This window comes from Tomitella gaofuii, assembly GCF_014126825.1.
Taxonomy (GTDB): domain Bacteria; phylum Actinomycetota; class Actinomycetes; order Mycobacteriales; family Mycobacteriaceae; genus Tomitella; species Tomitella gaofuii.
In genome coordinates, this window is record NZ_CP059900.1 from 3,906,489 (window position 1) to 3,922,197 (window position 15,709).

Below are 15,709 nucleotides of genomic sequence, written 5' to 3' on the forward strand. Positions count from 1 at the left end.
ACACGGACATTGCACGGTGGGCAGATAGGCTGGGATGATGCCCGCCCGCGACTCTGCTGCGCCCGCACCCCGGCAGCGCCCCCGGTTCTGGTGGGTACGGTGGGTGCTCGGCGTCGGGCTCGTCGCGTTGCTCACCGCGGAGGGCTTCTACCTGTGGCCGTCGCTGAACAATTCCTGGCACGCGCTCAGCGAGATCCACTGGGGCTGGGTGGCCGCATGCATCCTGGCCCAGGCCGCGTCGATGAGCAGCTTCGGGCGCGTGCAGAAGGTGCTGCTGGGCGCCGCGGGCGTGAAGATCAGCCAGCTCAAGTCGCTGGCCGTGATCTACGCGAGCACCGCGATGAGCCTCACCCTGCCCGCCGGCCAGGTGTTCTCCACCGCGTTCACGTACCGACGCACCCGCCGCTGGGGCGCCAGCCCGGTGGTGGCGTCGTGGCAGGTGGCGATGTCCGGCGTGCTCGCCGCCGCCGGCCTCACCGTTCTGGGGGTGGGCGGTGCGCTGTTCGTCGGCACGGCGGTCAACCCGTTCACCGCCGTGTTCAGCGTGGTCGGCCTGTTCGCGCTGGCCTACGCGGGCCGGTATGTGGCCAACCACCCGGATTCGCTCGAAGACCTCGGCCGGTGGGCGCTGCGCTGGTTCAACTGGGCGCGCAGCAAACCCCGCGAGACCGGGATCGACCGCTGGCGCGGCATCATCGAGCAGCTCAAGTACGTCCAGCTGGGCGCCAAGGACGGCGCGGTCGCCTTCGGCTGGTCGTTCTACAACTGGGTCGCAGACATCGCCTGCCTGGGGTTCGCGTGCTGGGCGGTGGGTGCGGATCCCAGCATCTCGTCGCTGGCCATCGCGTACGCGGCCGCCAAGGCCGTGGGGGCGATCCCCGGCATGCCCGGCGGGCTGGTGTTCGTCGAGGGCACCCTGATCGCCGCGCTCACCGCCGGCGGGCTCACGGGCGGCGAGGCGGTGGCCTCCGTACTCGTCTACCGCATCGTCAGCTTCATCCTGGTCGCGATCGTCGGATGGATCATCTTCCTCGTCCTGTTCCGCAGCCAGGACCACGAGGACCTCGCCGCCGACCGTGACCTGCGCGAACGCGAACTGGCCGCGCTCGAAGACGAACGATCCGGCCCCCACGGCGCTGCCGCGGCCGCGCAGGACGCCGACGACCCGCCCCGCGACGCCCCGCCGTGTGACCCACCGCGCCGTGACTCCCCGCCCCGTGACACCCCGCCCGTGACACCGCCGCGCGCGCAGACCCTGACGCTCAGATGCCGCCCGAGCGCCCCAGGCCCGCGCCGCCACCGGCCGAGCGCCCGCCGTACGACCGCCACCATCCCAGCGCGCGGTTGCGCGACTGACTCTGCTGGTCGTGGGCGGCGCGCGTCACCCCTTCTTGTGCGCCGCGTACCAGTCGATGAGATCCGGCTCGTCCACCGCGGTGCGGTCGACGGCGGTGGACGGATCGGCTCCCAGCAGCAGCCGCTTCACCGGCACCTCGAGCTTCTTGCCAGTGCGCGTGTGCGGCACGCCGGGGGCCGCGATGACCTCGTCGGGCACGTGCCGCGGCGACGCCTTGTCGCGCACCGCCGCCTTGATCCGGCCGGCGAGGGCGTCGTCGAGTTCGGCGCCGTCGCGCAGCACCACGAACAGCGGCATCCAGTATCCGCCGCCCGGCTGCTCCACGCCCAGAACCATCGCCTCGGCCACCTCGGGGATCGACTCGACGGCCTGGTAGATGTCGGCGCTGCCCATGCGGATGCCGTTGCGGTTCAGCGTGGAATCGGAGCGCCCGTGGATCTCCACGCTGCCCCGGTCGGTGACGGTCACCCAGTCGCCGTGCCGCCACACGCCGGGGTAGGTGTCGAAGTACGCATCGTGGTAACGCGCGCCGTCCGGGTCGTTCCAGAACCGCACGGGCATCGACGGCATCGGGCGGGTCACCACCAGCTCGCCGACCTCGCCGACCACCGGCTCGCCCGCCGGGTCGAACGCGGCGAGCGCGACGCCGAGCAGGCGGCAGGACAACTCGCCTGCCCACACCGGCACGTTCGGCGCGGCGCCGACGAAGGCGGTGACGACGTCCGTGCCGCCGCTGATCGAGTTGATCTGCACCCGCGCGCCCACCTCGTCGCGCAGCCACTCCGCGGAGGATGCGGGCAGCGTCGCCCCCGTCACGCCCACCATGCGCAGCGCGGACAGGTCGTGCTCGGCGGCGGGGCGCGCGCCCGCCTTGATGCACGCGAGCACGTAACCGGGGCTGGTGCCCAGGAAGGTCACCGCGTTCTCGGCCGCCATCCGCCACAGCCCGTCCGGACCGGGATGCGCCGGGCTGCCGTCGTAGGTGACGATGGTGGCGCCCGCGAGCAAGCCCGCCACCTGGAAGTTCCACATCATCCAGCTGGGCGAGGTGAACCAGAAGAACGTCTCGCCGGGTCCCAGGTCCGAGTGCAGCACGCCCGCCTTGAGGTGCTCGAGCACCACCCCGCCGTGCCCGTGCACGATCCCCTTGGGCAGTCCGGTGGTGCCCGAGGAGAACACGACCCACAGCGGATGGTCGAACGCCACCCGCTCGGTGACCAGCGCGTGCTCACCCGCGGTGGCGGCGGCCCAGCCCACGACCCTGTCTCCGCCGGGGGCCAGCGAGGACACCGCGTCCTGCTCGTCGCCGCCGGAACGCGCCACCAGCACCGTCAGCGTCAGGCCGGGCAGGCCCGCACGCAGCTCGTCCACTGCGGCGCGCTGGTCACGCGGCTTGCCGCCGTAGTCGTAGCCGTCGGCGGTGATGAGCACCGTCGGCTCCAGCTGGCCCAGCCGGTCCACCGCTGCGGGCGCCGAATAGTCCTGGCCGCACGCGCCCCAGACTGCGCCGACGCTCGCGGCGGCGAGGAACGCGATCACCGTCTCGGAGATGTTCGGCAGGTACCCGACGACGCGGTCGCCGGGGCGCACACCGACCTCGCGGAGCGTGTGCGCCAGCGCGGCCGTCCGCGACCGCAGCTCCGCCCAGGTGACCGCGCGTGCGGCGCGCCCCTCCCCCAGGTCGACGATCGCGGGACGGCCCGCGGCGTCCTGCGCGGCACCGTGCCGGAACACCTGGTCGACGTAATTGATGCGCGCATCCGGGAACCACACCGCCCCCGGCATGCGGTCCTCGGCCAGCGCGGGCCCCGGGTCGGTGTCGGAGACGACGTCGAAGTAGTCCCACACGGCCTGCCAGAACGCGCCCAGGTTCTCCGTGGACCACTGCCACAGCCGGTCGTAGTCGGAGGCGTCGGTGGGCACGCCGGGGCTGTCCGGATTCGCCTGCCGGACCAGATCCGCGAACTCGACCATCGCGCTGACCGCCACCGTGTCCGCGTCCGGTTCCCAGAGCATCGCCGCCGCGCTCTCGCTCGCCTTCGTCACTATCGCCGCCCTCGCTTCGCTGTGGTCCGGGTCTCAGGAAAGGCTATCGCGCGCGATCTCCCCCACCGACGTGAGCCCGGCCAACCCCAAGGTCAGGTCGAACTCGGCGATGATGTTCGCCACCGCGTCGCGCGCGCCGTCGCGGCCGCCGAGCGCCAGACCGTACAGGTGCGGGCGGCCGACGGTCACCGCGTCGGCGCCCAGGGCGAGCGCCTTGAACACGTCGGCGCCGCCGCGCACCCCGCTGTCCAGCAGCACGGCCGCCCGACCGTCGACCACCGGGGCGATCGCCTCGAGCGCGTCGAGCGACCCGATCGCCCCGTCCACCTGACGGCCCCCGTGGTTGGACACGATGATGCCGTCGAGACCCTCGTCCACCGCCCGGCGCGCGTCGTCCGGATGCAGGACGCCCTTGAGCAGCACCGGAAGCCGGGTGCGGCCGCGCAGCGTGGCGATGTCCTCCCAGCTCAACGACGGTCGCGAGTAGATGTCGAGGAACGTCTCCACCGCGGCCCGCGGCTCCGGTGAGCGCAGGTTGGCCGCCAGCGCGCCCGGGTAGCGGCGGCTCATCGCGATCAGCGACCGCACGGCGCCCCACGTCACCTCGACGTCGGGCTTGTTCCCGGCCGCCGCGCGCACCCGGTCCTTGACGATGCGCACGAACCGCGGGTCCGAGGTGTACTGCGCGATGCCCTCACCACGCGCGAACGGCAGCGACCCGATGTTGAGGTCCTGCGGCCGCCAGCCCAGCATCGTCGTATCCAGGGTGACCACGAGCGCGTCGGCGCCGCTGCGCTCGGCCCGGCCGATGAGGCTGTCCACCAGCTGCTCGTCGGTGCTCCAGTACAGCTGGAACCAGTGCGGGGCGCCCCCGGGGCCCGCCGCCCGGTCCATCGCCGCGGCCGCGTCCTCCATCGGCGCGCAGCCCTGGTTGGAGAAGATGTAGGGCACGCCCAGCTCGGCCGCCGCCTCCGCGATCGCCACGTCCGCCTCAGGGTGCACCAGCTCGGCGGCGCCCACCGGGGCGAACAGCACCGGGGCCGGGATGCGGCGCCCGAACAGCTCCACCGAGAGGTCGCGGCGCGAGACGTCCCGCAGCATGCGCGGCACGATCCGATGCCGGTCGAACGCCGCACGGTTGGCGTCCATGGTGGTGCCCGCACCCGCGCCGCCCGCCACGTATGCCCAGGCCCGGCGCGACATCCTGCGCCGGGCCGCCTTCTCCAGGGCGGCGAAGTCGGTGGGGATCGCGGGGCGCCGGCCCAGCACCCCGTCCCGGTAGATGCGGTTCTGGCGCGCCCGGCCCGGGCCGGGCTCGGGGGATGCTGGTGCGGGGGATGCGGGCTCGGAGGATGCGACTGTCATGCCCCGCAGGATAATGGCCCGATGAGCGATTTCCGGCCCGACGGCGCACTCCGCCCGGACGCGCCCTGCCCCTGCGGATTCGGCCCCGCCTACCCCGAGTGCTGCGGACGGTTCCACGCAGCGGAAGGGGCCGCCGCCCCCACCGCCGAGGCCCTCATGCGGTCGCGGTACACGGCGTTCGCCGCCGGTGACGCCGCCTACCTGCTGCGCACCTGGCATCCGGACACCCGGCCGCGGTCGCTCACGCTCGACCCGGACGTGCAGTGGACTCGGCTGACCATCGTCGCCACCACCGGCGGCGGGCTGCTGGAGCAGACGGGCACCGTGGAATTCGTGGCCCAGTACCGCACCCGCGGGCCCGACGGGTCCCTCCACCGCGGACGGCAGCACGAGGACAGCCGGTTCGTCCGGATCGACGGCGCGTGGGTGTATCAGGGCACGGCGTAGGGAGACTCTTGCCCCGAGCTCCCCATTCTCCGCAGCTACTCAGCAGTACGGGCACATTCGGAGCCCCCGGATGTACCCGTACTGCTGAGTAACCTCACAGGAAGTCACGCGCCGAGGTACCCGGTCAGCCGTACATCCACCCGCGCGTGCGCGGCATGCCGCTCTCGCCGCCCGGGCCCGGACGCACCGCCAGAGTCTGGTTGAGCCCCAGCCGGTGCGGATACTCGAAGCCGATGGCGCTGGCCGCAAGGTACATCAGCCAGGTGCGCGCGCGCTCGGCCCCGACCAGCGCCACCGCCCGATCCCACTGCGCGGTCAGGTTCGCCACCCAGGCGCGCAGCGTCAGCGCGTAGTGCTCGCGCAGCGATTCCACGTCGCGCACCTCGAAACCGCCCCGCTCCAGCGCGTCGACGGTGGCGCTGAGCGGCAGGATCTCGCCGTCGGGGAACACGTAGCGGTCGATGAAGGTGCGCGCGGCCCTGTGCCCCGAGGACATCACCCGCGCCCCGCCCTGCACGCGCGCCCGCGCCGAGTGGCCCGGCGGCAGCGGCCGCACCGAGGAGATCTGATGGTTGAGCAGCCGGCCGCCGTCGCACAGCAGTCCGTACAGGTCGTCCGCATACACCCGCAGGTGCTCGAGCCCCACGTGCTCGGCCATCCCGATGGAGCAGATCGCGTCGAACGGCCCGTCGCGGACCTCGCGGTAATCCTGCAGGCGGATCTCCACCAGGTCCTCGACGCCGGCCTCGGCGACCCGCCGGCGCGCCAGGTCCACCTGCTCGCGGCTCACTGTCACACCCACCGCCCGCGCGCCATGCTCGCGCGCGGCGTGGATGGCCATGGTGCCCCAGCCGCAGCCCACGTCGAGCAGCCGCATCCCGGGCCGCAGCCCCAGCTTGCGGCTGATGTGCTCGCACTTGGCCCACTGGGCGTCGTCGACGGAGCCGCACCCTTCGGCCCAGTACCCGCACGAATACACCATGGTCGGCCCCAGGAGCAGCCGATAGAACTCATTGCCGATGTCGTAGTGCGAGGAGACGGTGACGGCGTCGCGATGCGCACTGTGCCGGCCGCCCGTGCGCCTGCGCAGCTCCGTCGCGGGCGGCCGCGGCGGCGGCCCGATGACGCCGTGGCGGATCATGCGCGCGACGCCCCTGCGGATCGAGCGCGCGTCGACGCCGCGCACTCCGTGGCTGGAGACCCTCTCGATGATCTGCGGCATGTCCAGCAGGTCGAAGACGCTGCCCTGCACCTGCAGGTCTCCGGAGACATAGGCGCGCGCCAGGCCCAGCTCGTCCGGCGAGTAGAGGATGCGGCGCAGCGCGCGGCGATTTCGGAACACCACGCGGACCGGGGCGTCCGCCGGTCCCGCTTCGGAGCCGTCCCAGGCCGCCAGCCGCAGCGGCAGCGGCGCCTTGAGCACGTCCTCGAACGTCGCCAGGATGCCCGTCGCTACCGAACCCACAGAGACGATTGTGCTCCGGCGGAGCGCCGTTCGGAGCGGTTCCGGGAAGTCGGGGCATTGTGCTGGAGCAACACGGAACGGTTGACTTCACACCGACGAGACCGTCACGGCAATCTCCGTCGGCAGATGCGATTCGTTGGCACTCACCGCCGACGGCGCCGTGGCCGGGTGGGGTCTCAACAGTTCGGCGCAGATCGGCCCGACGTTGAGCGTGCCGCCGGAACTGTCGGGCGGGAACGACGGTGGGATGCCCGGGGTCGGCAGCCTCAGCGATGCGCTGGGAGACCTGCCCCGAAGCTGACGCGACACTTCCGCACTCCCCCACCGGGCCGTGGGGAAGCGTAAAGGTCGACAACCACACCCTTCGCTACTGTAGATCGCATGTACAAGATCATGCTGGCGCTGCACCTGGTGTTCGCCATCTTCGCCATCGGCCCGCTGATCCACGCGACCACGACCGCCTCGCGCGGGCTGCGCACCGGCGACGCCGGCGCCGTCGCCACGTCGTCCAAGTCCACGCGGATCTACTCGTACGCGTCGTTCCTGGCGGTGATCTTCGGTTTCGGGCTCATGTCGTCGAAGTACCCCTGGAACGATCAGACGGTGGCGTCGTTCTCCGAGCCGTGGATCTGGATCTCGCTGATCCTGTGGTTCGTCGCCATCGTCGTCGCGCTCATCGTGGTGGTGCCCGCGCTCGACTCGGCGGTCGAGAAGCTCAAGGCCGGCGAATCCGCGTCGGCGCTGATCGGCAAGGTCGCCGGATCCGGCGGAGCGATCGCGCTGCTGTTCCTGGCGACGGTGTTCCTCATGGTCTACAAGCCGGGGGCCTGAGCCGGGATTTTCGGCAGGGTCGCTCAGTACGGCCAGCTCGGCACCGCGGGCAGACCCTCGCTGGTGGGGCGCCCGATCAGCCAGGCGAGCAGTTCCGCCTCCGGCAGGTCGGGCGCCTCGCCGTCCCATCCGGTGCCGCGCAGCGCGGGCAGCTCGGTGGCCAGGGTGCGCGTGACGAACGCGGCCGGCCAGTCCGCGGGGGCGTACCCCAGGCCCAGGTCCACATGGTGGATCTCCAGCTCACGCCACCGCAGCACCGGGATCATCCGCGCTGGCACCGTGTGCTTCCAGCGGATGTCCGTGTCCAGCGATGCGGCGTCGATGCTCCCCATCGCCCGGGCCGCCCGCACACCGGAGAATTGCAGGTCCGCCCGCAGCAGCTCCACCGGCCGGTCTGCGCCCTCCTCGATCGCCGCCGCCCGCGCCTCCGGCCCGCCCGGGTACATCTCCGGCGCCGGTGCGCCGTCGATGACGCCGCGCGCGAACCGCCACATCGCGTCCGCATTGCGCGCCAGGTGCGTCACCACGTGCCCCCGCGTCCACCCCGGAAGCCGCGACGCCTCCCGCGCCTGCTGCTCGGTCATGCCGGCGAGTGTGGCCCGCAGCCGCTCCCCCGACGCGCGCACCTCGTCGACCAGTTCGTCGAAGTCGTCGCCCATGCACCGAGGCTATCGCCGGGCGGCGCGTCTTCCGCGGAACCGCCGTCATCGTGAAGCCGTGCCGCGTAATCTGCGCAGTTTCGCCGCAGAATCACTGCAGTCTCGCGTAGCCTGGGAGATATGGAAACCGCATACGAAAGGGGCACGGCGACGACGCGGAAGCGTCGCGCGGCAGCCCCCGATGGCGCGGCCAAGACCAGAATGAAGCCGGGGCAGGCCACCGGGGGCAAGTTCAAGATCACGTCGGCGTCGCCATCCCGCGCGAAGAAAGGCCGCTCTGGTCTTCGCGGCGAGGCTCAGCGAATTGCGGCAGTCCTGCCGGCAGACGTCATCGCCGATGCGGTGGGGGTCAGTACACGCACGGTGCACGCCTGGGTCACGGGCGGCACGACGCCGACGGGTGTGCGTGCGCGGCGCCTGGCTGAGCTCAGCGCTGTCAACGAACGCATCGGCCGTGTCCTCAACGAGGACTACATCCCCGTATGGTTGATCAAGCCGAATGCAGCACTTGACGAGCAGACTCCGGTGGAAGCCATCGCGGCAGGCGAATCCCGGGAAGTGCTGCGGCTGATCAGCAGCCTCGAATCGCCCGGCGCCGCATAACTGCCGGTGCGCTTCGACGTTGAAGCCACCACCGTCTCCGGCGCATGGTGGCGCCACATCCCCGGCTGCGGACGCCCCTCTTACCGTCCGCAGCCGCCGTCGGACAACCGGTGGCAGCGCGGCACCGTGGTCGACGCGCTCTATCTTTCGGGTGACCGGGATGGCATGTGGGCCGAGTGGTATCGGCACCTCGCCGAGCTCGGAATACCGCCGGCCGAGACGCTGCCGAGGGACGTATGGGAGTACAACGTCGCCACGCTCACTGTCGCCGACCTGTCCACAGAGGAACGTCTCGACGGGGTCGACCTCCCGCCGCCGTCCCCAGACCGGAAGGAGTGGCGGCGGTTTCAGCGCGTCGGTGAAAAACTGCACGCACAAGGGTTCTCCGGGCTGGTCACGATCAGCGCCGCTCGCCGGCAAAGCCTCGTCTTGGCCGTATTCCTCGGATCCGGGCTCCCCGCGGGGTTGACGGCGGTGCAGCATACGCGCGTCGACGCCGTCCCGCCCCCGCCGCGCGGAATGGTCACCTGACGGCGCACCTCGTCGACCGGCATCCGGTAATCGGCATCCATGCACCGAGGCTATCGCCGCGCGGTACGTTCTTCGGTGCCCGCGCGCCCCGGATCACCGAAAAACGCACCGCACGATGCTGAACTGGCCGCGCCCGGGTGTCGCCTCTTCCGCTCCACAGGCGAACTCGATACGTTTCAATGGCCGGGCGGACACCCGCCCAATTCACCGCATGCAGGGCCCGCCCGACCCCGAGGAGCGCAGATGACCCAAGACGCCGACGTGATCGTGGTGGGGGCCGGGTTGGCCGGCCTGGTCGCCACCTACGAGCTCACCCGCGCGGGCAAGCGGGTGCTGGTCGTGGACCAGGAGAACGAGGCGAACCTGGGCGGCCAGGCGTTCTGGTCGCTCGGCGGGATCTTCCTGGTCAACAGTCCCGAGCAGCGGCGCATGGGCATCAAGGACTCCTACGACCTGGCGCTGCAGGACTGGAGCGGCTCGGCCGGGTTCGACCGCGACGACCAGGACCGCTGGCCGCGGCAGTGGGCCCAGGCCTACGTGCAGTTCGCGGCGGGAGAGAAACGCGCCTACATGCACGACCTGGGCATGCGGTTCATGCCCACGGTCGGTTGGGCGGAGCGTGGGCGCGGCACCGCCCTGGACCACGGCAACTCGGTGCCCCGCTTCCACATCTCGTGGGGCACCGGCCCCGAGGTGGTGCGCATCTTCGCCGAGCCCGTGATGGCGGCGGCCAAGCGGGGGCTGGTCTCCTTCCGGCACCGGCACCAGGTGGACGAGGTGATCACCTCGGACGGCGCCGCGGTGGGCGTGCGCGGCACCGTCCTGGCCCCGTCCACCGAATCGCGGGGCGTCAAGTCCAACCGGGACCGGGCCGGGGAGTTCGAACTGCGGGCGCAGGCGGTGGTGGTGACCTCCGGCGGCATCGGCGGCAACCAGGAGCTGGTGCGCAAGAACTGGCCCGTCGACCGGCTTGGGCGCATGCCGCAGAACATGATCTGCGGGGTCCCCGCGCACGTCGACGGCCGCATGCTGGAGATCACCGAGAACGCGGGCGGCCACATCGTCAACCGCGACCGCATGTGGCACTACACCGAGGGCATCGTCAACTGGGACCCCGTCTGGCCGGACCACGGCATCCGCATCATCCCCGGGCCGTCGTCACTGTGGCTCGACGCCGAGGGCAAACGCCTGCCGACGCCGCTGTTCCCCGGGTTCGACACGCTCGGCACTCTCAAGCACATCCTGGGCACGGGGCACGACCACACGTGGTTCATCCTCACGCAGTCGATCATCGAGAAGGAATTCGCGCTCTCGGGCTCCGAGCAGAACCCCGACATGACCGGCAAGGACCTCAAGCTGCTGCTGGGGCGCGTGGGCAAGGGCGCCCCGGGCCCGGTGGACAGCTTCATGCGTTACGGCGAGGACTTCGTGGTGCGTGACGACCTGCGCGCGCTCGTCGACGGCATGAACGCCATCGGCTCGGGCCCCACGCTCGACTACGCACAGGTGGAGCGCGAGGTGCTGGCCCGCGACCGCGAGCTCGACAACACCTACTCCAAGGACCTGCAGCTCATGGCCGTGCGCAACGCACGAAGTTACCTGGCGGACAAGGTCACGCGGGTGGCCCGGCCGCACAAGCTGCTCGACCCGGCGCACGGCCCGCTGATCGCGGTGCGGCTGCACCTGCTCACCCGCAAGACGTTGGGCGGCCTCGAGACCAACCTGGATTCGCAGGTCATGCGGTCCGACGGCACAGCTTTCGACGGGCTCTACGCGGCCGGGGAGGTCGCCGGGTTCGGCGGCGGCGGGATGCACGGGTACAACGCGCTGGAGGGGACGTTCCTGGGCGGGTGCATCTTCTCCGGCCGGGCCGCGGGGCGGGCGCTGGCGCGCGACTTGGGATAGCGGCCGAACGCGCCGAGGAATCCGCCTGAACGCCGACCACAGCGGCGGCTACTCAGCAGTAGGGGTACGGCCGCGCCGCGGATCCGTACCCGTACTGCTGAGTAGGCGCGGAAACGGGCGGGGCCCTCACTCCCCTGGCAGCCAGGCCCCGTGCAGCCCCGCCGGCACCCGGTGCGGCAGCCGCACCCGGGCGCGCGGGCCCGCGGCCGGCTCCTCGCCGTCGAACACGTGGAACCAGCTGGTCCGGTCACTGCGATCGGTGACGATGCAGCCCCAGTAGTGCGCCCCATCGTCGGCGGGCAGGTGCACGGGTTCGCCGAACGACAGCGCAGCGTCGCCCCACGTGACGCCCGCACCCGTGTCGAGGTCGTACCACCGGAGCAGGTCCGCGTCGCCGCCGACGAGGTCCGATCCGTCGCTCTCGCCCACCGTCGCCACCTGACGGTGGGGACGCCCGATGAGGCGGTCGTCGATGCGCGGGAACTCCATGGTCCCGCCGGCCACCTCGGTGCGCGTCATCCGCCCCGTCGCCGGGTCCAGCACCGCCCGCACCAGGGCGCTGGCGGCCGGTTCCTGCGCTCCGACCACGATCCCCGGGTGGTCCCACTGGACGTAGTCAAGCACCACCGTGCCGTCACCGGCGTCGTAGGCGTTCGCGGTGTGCCACATCCAGAACGCCTCGTCGGCGCACCAGCGCACCGGCGAGCCGTCGCGGGGGATGAGCGCGATCCGCGCCCCCGCCTCCGGATGCCACTGCAGCACCGACCCGCCCGCCATGGCCGCGGAGATGTCGAACACCAGCGGGCATACCGGCACCACCAGATACGTCGCGGTGAGCGCCATGTCGTGGATCATCACGGGTGCGTCGAGGCCGTCCACCGTCGTCACCGGTCGCGTGGGCACGCCGTCCCGTCCGATGGCCGTCCACGTGAGGTACGGCGCCTCGAGCGAGTAGCAGAACGAGAACATCTCCCCCGTCGCCGGATCCACCTTGGGGTGCGCGGTGAGCCCGGCCGGCACGGCGCCGTCGAAGGTCTCCTTGCACACCGTGCGCAGGTCTGCCGGGTCGAGGCGGAACGGCGGGGCCGATTCGGCGAGAGCCAGCAGCCGCCCGCCGTGCCGGACGACGTTGATGTCCGGCAGGTCGCGGTCGCTGTAGGCCAGGTCGTCGCCGACCAGCTCCGGGCCCGGCCGGTAGGGCGTCATGATCCCCGGCCACAGTGCACGCCCCGCCGCCTCCTCCGCGACCAGCGCCGGGGTGCGGACGAAGGCGTTGCGGTACCGCGCGCGTCCGCCGTCGAGCTCGATGCGGTGCACCATGGCGTCGCCGTCGATCGGGTACAAGTACGACCCGATGGGGTCGAAGCGCATGTTGGGGCCGTTGCGCAGGTAGCTGCCGCGCAGCGTGGTGGGCAGCTCGCCCTGCACCTCGAGCTCCACGGCGTCGATCTCGGCGCGCTGCGGCTCGAAAACCCCCCGCAGGTGCGGGTTCGTGGCCGGGTCCACCGGGGCGGGCAACTCGTCGAATGCGGTCATCGTCTCTCCTCGAAAGGTGCCGTCCGGCGACGTCGGCTCCGATTATGCGCGCGCAACGGCGCCGTCATGCGGGTTCCGGCGATTCCGCGGCGGGCATTTGTCCCACTGATCACATACCGCGCACCCACTGGACACCAGTCCGGCCTAGCATGGCGCGACGGACCGGATATCCGATGACCCCCCACGACCCCGGGAGCAGCGCGTGCGATTCACCTTTGCCGATGCCATGACGGACCCTCAGTACTACGTGCCCTTGGCGCAGGCCGCCGAGGACGCGGGCTACCACTCGTTCGCCGTGGCGGACAGCATCTGCTACCCCGAGGTCTCCGACTCCACCTACCCGTACACCCCGGACGGCAGCCGCGAGTTCCTGGAGAACAAGCCGTTCATCGAGGCGTTCATCCTCATCACGGCGATGGCGCAGGCCACCGAGCGGATCCGCTTCGTCCCGTTCGTGCTCAAGCTGCCGGTGCGTCCGCCCGTGCTCGTCGCCAAGCAGGCCGCGTCCATCGCCGCGCTCTACGACAACCGCTTGAGCCTGGGCGTGGGTCTGAGCCCCTGGCCGGAGGACTTCGACGTGATGGGGGTGCCGTTCCCCAAGCGCGGCAAGCGGATGAACGAGGCCATGCAGATCATCCGCGGGCTGACCTCCGGCGGGTACTTCGAGCACCACGGCGAGATCTACGACCTGCAGTCGATCAAGATCAACCCGGTGCCCACCAAGCCGGTCCCCATGCTGGTCGGCGGCCACAGCGACGCCGCGCTGCGCCGGGCCGTCCGCCTGGGTGACGGATGGATGCACGCCGGCGGCAAGACCGACGAGCTCGACGAGATCCTCACCCGCCTGGCCGCGGTGCGCAAGGCGGAGGGCAAGGAGGACGATCCGTTCGAGATCCACGTGGCGTCCATCGACGCGTTCTCCGTGGACGGGGTCAAGCGTCTCGAAGACAAGGGCGTGACCGATGTGACGGTCGGGTTCCGCATGCCGTACCAGATGGAGCAGGACACCCAGCCGCTGGAGGAGAAGATCACCGCGCTACGGAAGTTCTCCGACAAGGTCATCGCCCGGTGCGGCTGATCCCCCGCCCGGTGGGGCCGACGTGAACGATCCCACCGGTCACGGCGTGGCGGCCGACGCACGCAACCGTTAGCTTGGGTGTATGCAAATGCAAGCATTGCAGGTCCGCGAGCTGGTGCGCCGGCCGGTCCTGGCCTACGCGGCCAAGCTCATGCTTGCACACCTCATCGGCGGCGTCGTGGTGTTCCTCCTGGTGCTGGAGGTGCTGCCGCTGCCCACCGGTGTCACCCCACTGCGCCTCGACCGCGCCAACGCCGTCGTCTTCTTCATCTTCATGCCCATCGCGGCGGTGATGCTCCTCGGTGGCGGGCTCATCGCGGGCCGGCCCATCCTGGCGTGGACGGCCCGCGGCGGGCCGCCCACGCCGCGCGAACGGCGCGCCACCCTGCGACAGCCGATGCGCCAACTGGCCGTGCAGGTGGCCACCTGGGCCGTCGGCCTCGTCGTCTTCCTGGCCACCAACCTCCAGGGCGGCACGCAGCTGGTCACACTGGTGACCGTCACGATCACGATGGGCGCCACCACGGCGTGCGCCATCGCCTACGTGATGGGCGAGCGGGAACTGCGCGGGCTGGTCGCCCTGGCCGCTGCATCCGACCCGGGCGCGACCTGGCGGACGTCCGGCGTCAAGACCCGCGTGATGGTGATCTGGGCTCTCAGCTCCGCGATGCCGGTGTTCGGCATCGTACTGCTCGCATTCCCCGATGCCGTCGGCCTGAGCGACCGGCAGACGGGCTCCATCGGCTCGGCGGTGTTCGCGTTGGGGGTCCTCGCCATCGCGGTCGGCGGCGTGGGCATGCTCTACGTCGTGCGCTCCATCGCCGATCCGGTCCGGCAGGTCAGCGATGCGATGCGCGAGGTCGAGAACGGGTCCACCCATGCGCGGGTGAGCGTGTACGACGGCTCGGAGATCGGCAAGCTGCAGGCCGGCTTCAACCGCATGGTGGCCGGGCTGGCCGAGCGCGAACTGGTGCGCGACCTGCTGAACAAGCATGTCGGCGAGGACGTCGCACGGCACGCCGTGGAGCAGGGCACCGCACTGGGCGGCGAGATCGACGACGTGGCCGTGTTGTTCACCGACATCATCGGCTCCACCGGGCTGGCCACCGTCCACCACCCCGACGAGGTCGTCGGCATGCTCAACGAGTTCTTCCGCGTGGCCGTCGACGTGGTGGACCGCAACGGCGGGTTCATCAACAAGTTCGAGGGCGACGCGGCGCTCGCGATCTTCGGCACCCCCGAGCACCTGGGCGACCCGGCCGGGGCGGCCCTGCGCGCCGCCCGCGAGCTGCGCACCGAGATCATGCGGCTCGGCATCGCCGACGCGGGCATCGGCGTGTCCTCCGGCCCCGTCGTGGCCGGGTACGTGGGGGCGTCGAACCGCTACGAGTACACGGTGATCGGCGACCCGGTCAACGAAGCGGCCCGGCTCACCGACCTGGCGAAGAAGCGCCCGGGCCGGGTGCTCGCGTCGCAGCGCACCATCGACGCCGCGGGCCCGTCGGAACAGTCGCACTGGCGCCTGCGCGAACGGGTGCTCCTGCGCGGGCGCGGGGCCCGCACCCGGCTGGCGACGCCGCGGCGCTCGTCGTACCCGCCGGACCTCGTCGGGCTGCAGGTGCGGTAGCCGCCGAGTCAGCCACCGCGCGTGAACAGCCCACGCACGCCGCGGACCATGCGGCGGAGGAAGCGCTGTATCGCCTCGGTCTGCCGACGGTTGCGCTCGGCGATCATCTGCTCCTCCGCAAGCATCGCGTGCTGCGTCTCCTTGCTGTGCCCCGGGGCCCACTTGGGCCCGCCGCCCATCACCACTGCCCTCGCCCCTTTCTCAACCGTCCCCCTCAACCGTCGCAGACTCCGTCACCGTACCGCCCGCATCGCATCGC

The 15,709-nt window shown here is 71.4% G+C and carries 15 protein-coding genes and 1 pseudogene; 9 read left to right on the forward strand and 7 right to left on the reverse strand.

Going from position 1 to position 15,709, the window contains the following annotated elements; all coding sequences use genetic code 11:
* Window positions 1-34 precede the first annotated feature (34 nt).
* Window positions 35-1,186 (forward strand): annotated as a pseudogene (locus H4F70_RS18075) (lysylphosphatidylglycerol synthase transmembrane domain-containing protein); the annotation flags it as partial.
* 76 nt (window positions 1,187-1,262) lie between these two features.
* Here H4F70_RS18075 and H4F70_RS20885 read toward each other — a convergent pair.
* The 3 genes from H4F70_RS20885 to H4F70_RS18085 form a co-directional block, all read right to left on the reverse strand.
* Window positions 1,263-1,385 (reverse strand): hypothetical protein, encoded by a 123-nt coding sequence (locus H4F70_RS20885; protein ID WP_268968342.1) that lies wholly within the window; start codon window positions 1,383-1,385, stop codon window positions 1,263-1,265.
* Window positions 1,382-3,373 (reverse strand): acetoacetate--CoA ligase, encoded by a 1,992-nt coding sequence (locus H4F70_RS18080; protein ID WP_182360513.1) that lies wholly within the window; start codon window positions 3,371-3,373, stop codon window positions 1,382-1,384. Before H4F70_RS18080 ends, H4F70_RS20885 begins: the two co-directional genes overlap by 4 nt.
* Before the next feature lie 63 nt (window positions 3,374-3,436).
* Complete coding sequence (locus tag H4F70_RS18085) at window positions 3,437-4,768, reverse strand: alpha-hydroxy-acid oxidizing protein (RefSeq protein WP_182358215.1); 1,332 nt, start codon at window positions 4,766-4,768, stop codon at window positions 3,437-3,439.
* 21 nt (window positions 4,769-4,789) lie between these two features.
* Here H4F70_RS18085 and H4F70_RS18090 point away from each other — a divergent pair, with 21 nt between their 5' ends.
* On the forward strand, window positions 4,790-5,215 hold the full coding sequence (locus tag H4F70_RS18090; RefSeq protein ID WP_182358216.1) for a YchJ family protein: 426 nt from the start codon (window positions 4,790-4,792) through the stop codon (window positions 5,213-5,215).
* 124 nt (window positions 5,216-5,339) lie between these two features.
* On the opposite strand, the gene H4F70_RS18095 is transcribed toward H4F70_RS18090, so the two are convergent.
* Complete coding sequence (locus H4F70_RS18095; protein ID WP_182358217.1) at window positions 5,340-6,680, reverse strand: SAM-dependent methyltransferase; 1,341 nt, start codon at window positions 6,678-6,680, stop codon at window positions 5,340-5,342.
* 112 nt (window positions 6,681-6,792) lie between these two features.
* On the opposite strand from H4F70_RS18095, the gene H4F70_RS18100 reads away from it, so the two are divergent.
* Together H4F70_RS18100 and H4F70_RS18105 are read left to right on the forward strand one after the other, a co-directional pair.
* The gene (locus H4F70_RS18100) at window positions 6,793-6,981 is read left to right on the forward strand and encodes a hypothetical protein (RefSeq protein ID WP_182360514.1); all 189 of its coding nucleotides are present in this window, start codon (window positions 6,793-6,795) and stop codon (window positions 6,979-6,981) included.
* 80 nt (window positions 6,982-7,061) lie between these two features.
* Entirely contained in the window at window positions 7,062-7,511 is a 450-nt protein-coding gene (locus tag H4F70_RS18105; protein ID WP_182358218.1) for a conjugal transfer protein TrbL, read from the forward strand.
* A 23-nt stretch (window positions 7,512-7,534) separates the two neighbouring features.
* Here the strand turns inward: H4F70_RS18105 and H4F70_RS18110 are convergent, their stop codons facing one another.
* Window positions 7,535-8,170: a maleylpyruvate isomerase N-terminal domain-containing protein gene (locus tag H4F70_RS18110; RefSeq protein ID WP_182358219.1), complete on the reverse strand. Its 636-nt coding sequence runs from the start codon at window positions 8,168-8,170 to the stop codon at window positions 7,535-7,537.
* Window positions 8,171-8,290: 120 nt separating this feature from the next.
* Here H4F70_RS18110 and H4F70_RS18115 point away from each other — a divergent pair, with 120 nt between their 5' ends.
* From H4F70_RS18115 to H4F70_RS18125, 3 genes are all read left to right on the forward strand, one after another.
* Window positions 8,291-8,773 (forward strand): hypothetical protein, encoded by a 483-nt coding sequence (locus tag H4F70_RS18115; RefSeq protein ID WP_182346420.1) that lies wholly within the window; start codon window positions 8,291-8,293, stop codon window positions 8,771-8,773.
* 6 nt (window positions 8,774-8,779) lie between these two features.
* Window positions 8,780-9,304, forward strand: a complete 525-nt coding sequence (locus H4F70_RS18120; protein WP_182358220.1) for an RES domain-containing protein — start codon at window positions 8,780-8,782, stop codon at window positions 9,302-9,304.
* A gap of 243 nt (window positions 9,305-9,547) precedes the next feature.
* A complete protein-coding gene (locus H4F70_RS18125) occupies window positions 9,548-11,209 on the forward strand; it encodes an FAD-binding dehydrogenase (protein ID WP_182358221.1) in 1,662 nt (553 codons plus the stop codon).
* A gap of 126 nt (window positions 11,210-11,335) precedes the next feature.
* Here the strand turns inward: H4F70_RS18125 and H4F70_RS18130 are convergent, their stop codons facing one another.
* Window positions 11,336-12,745, reverse strand: a complete 1,410-nt coding sequence (locus tag H4F70_RS18130; protein WP_182358222.1) for a carotenoid oxygenase family protein — start codon at window positions 12,743-12,745, stop codon at window positions 11,336-11,338.
* A 202-nt stretch (window positions 12,746-12,947) separates the two neighbouring features.
* Here H4F70_RS18130 and H4F70_RS18135 point away from each other — a divergent pair, with 202 nt between their 5' ends.
* Window positions 12,948-13,823, forward strand: coding sequence for a TIGR03619 family F420-dependent LLM class oxidoreductase (locus tag H4F70_RS18135; RefSeq protein ID WP_182358223.1), 876 nt, complete (start codon window positions 12,948-12,950; stop codon window positions 13,821-13,823).
* Window positions 13,824-13,905: 82 nt separating this feature from the next.
* Window positions 13,906-15,450 carry an adenylate/guanylate cyclase domain-containing protein gene (locus H4F70_RS18140; protein WP_182358224.1) on the forward strand — a complete coding sequence of 515 codons (1,545 nt, stop codon included), beginning with the start codon at window positions 13,906-13,908 and terminating at the stop codon, window positions 15,448-15,450.
* A gap of 8 nt (window positions 15,451-15,458) precedes the next feature.
* Here the strand turns inward: H4F70_RS18140 and H4F70_RS18145 are convergent, their stop codons facing one another.
* Window positions 15,459-15,635: a hypothetical protein gene (locus H4F70_RS18145; RefSeq protein WP_182358225.1), complete on the reverse strand. Its 177-nt coding sequence runs from the start codon at window positions 15,633-15,635 to the stop codon at window positions 15,459-15,461.
* Between the last annotated feature and the right edge of the window lie 74 nt (window positions 15,636-15,709).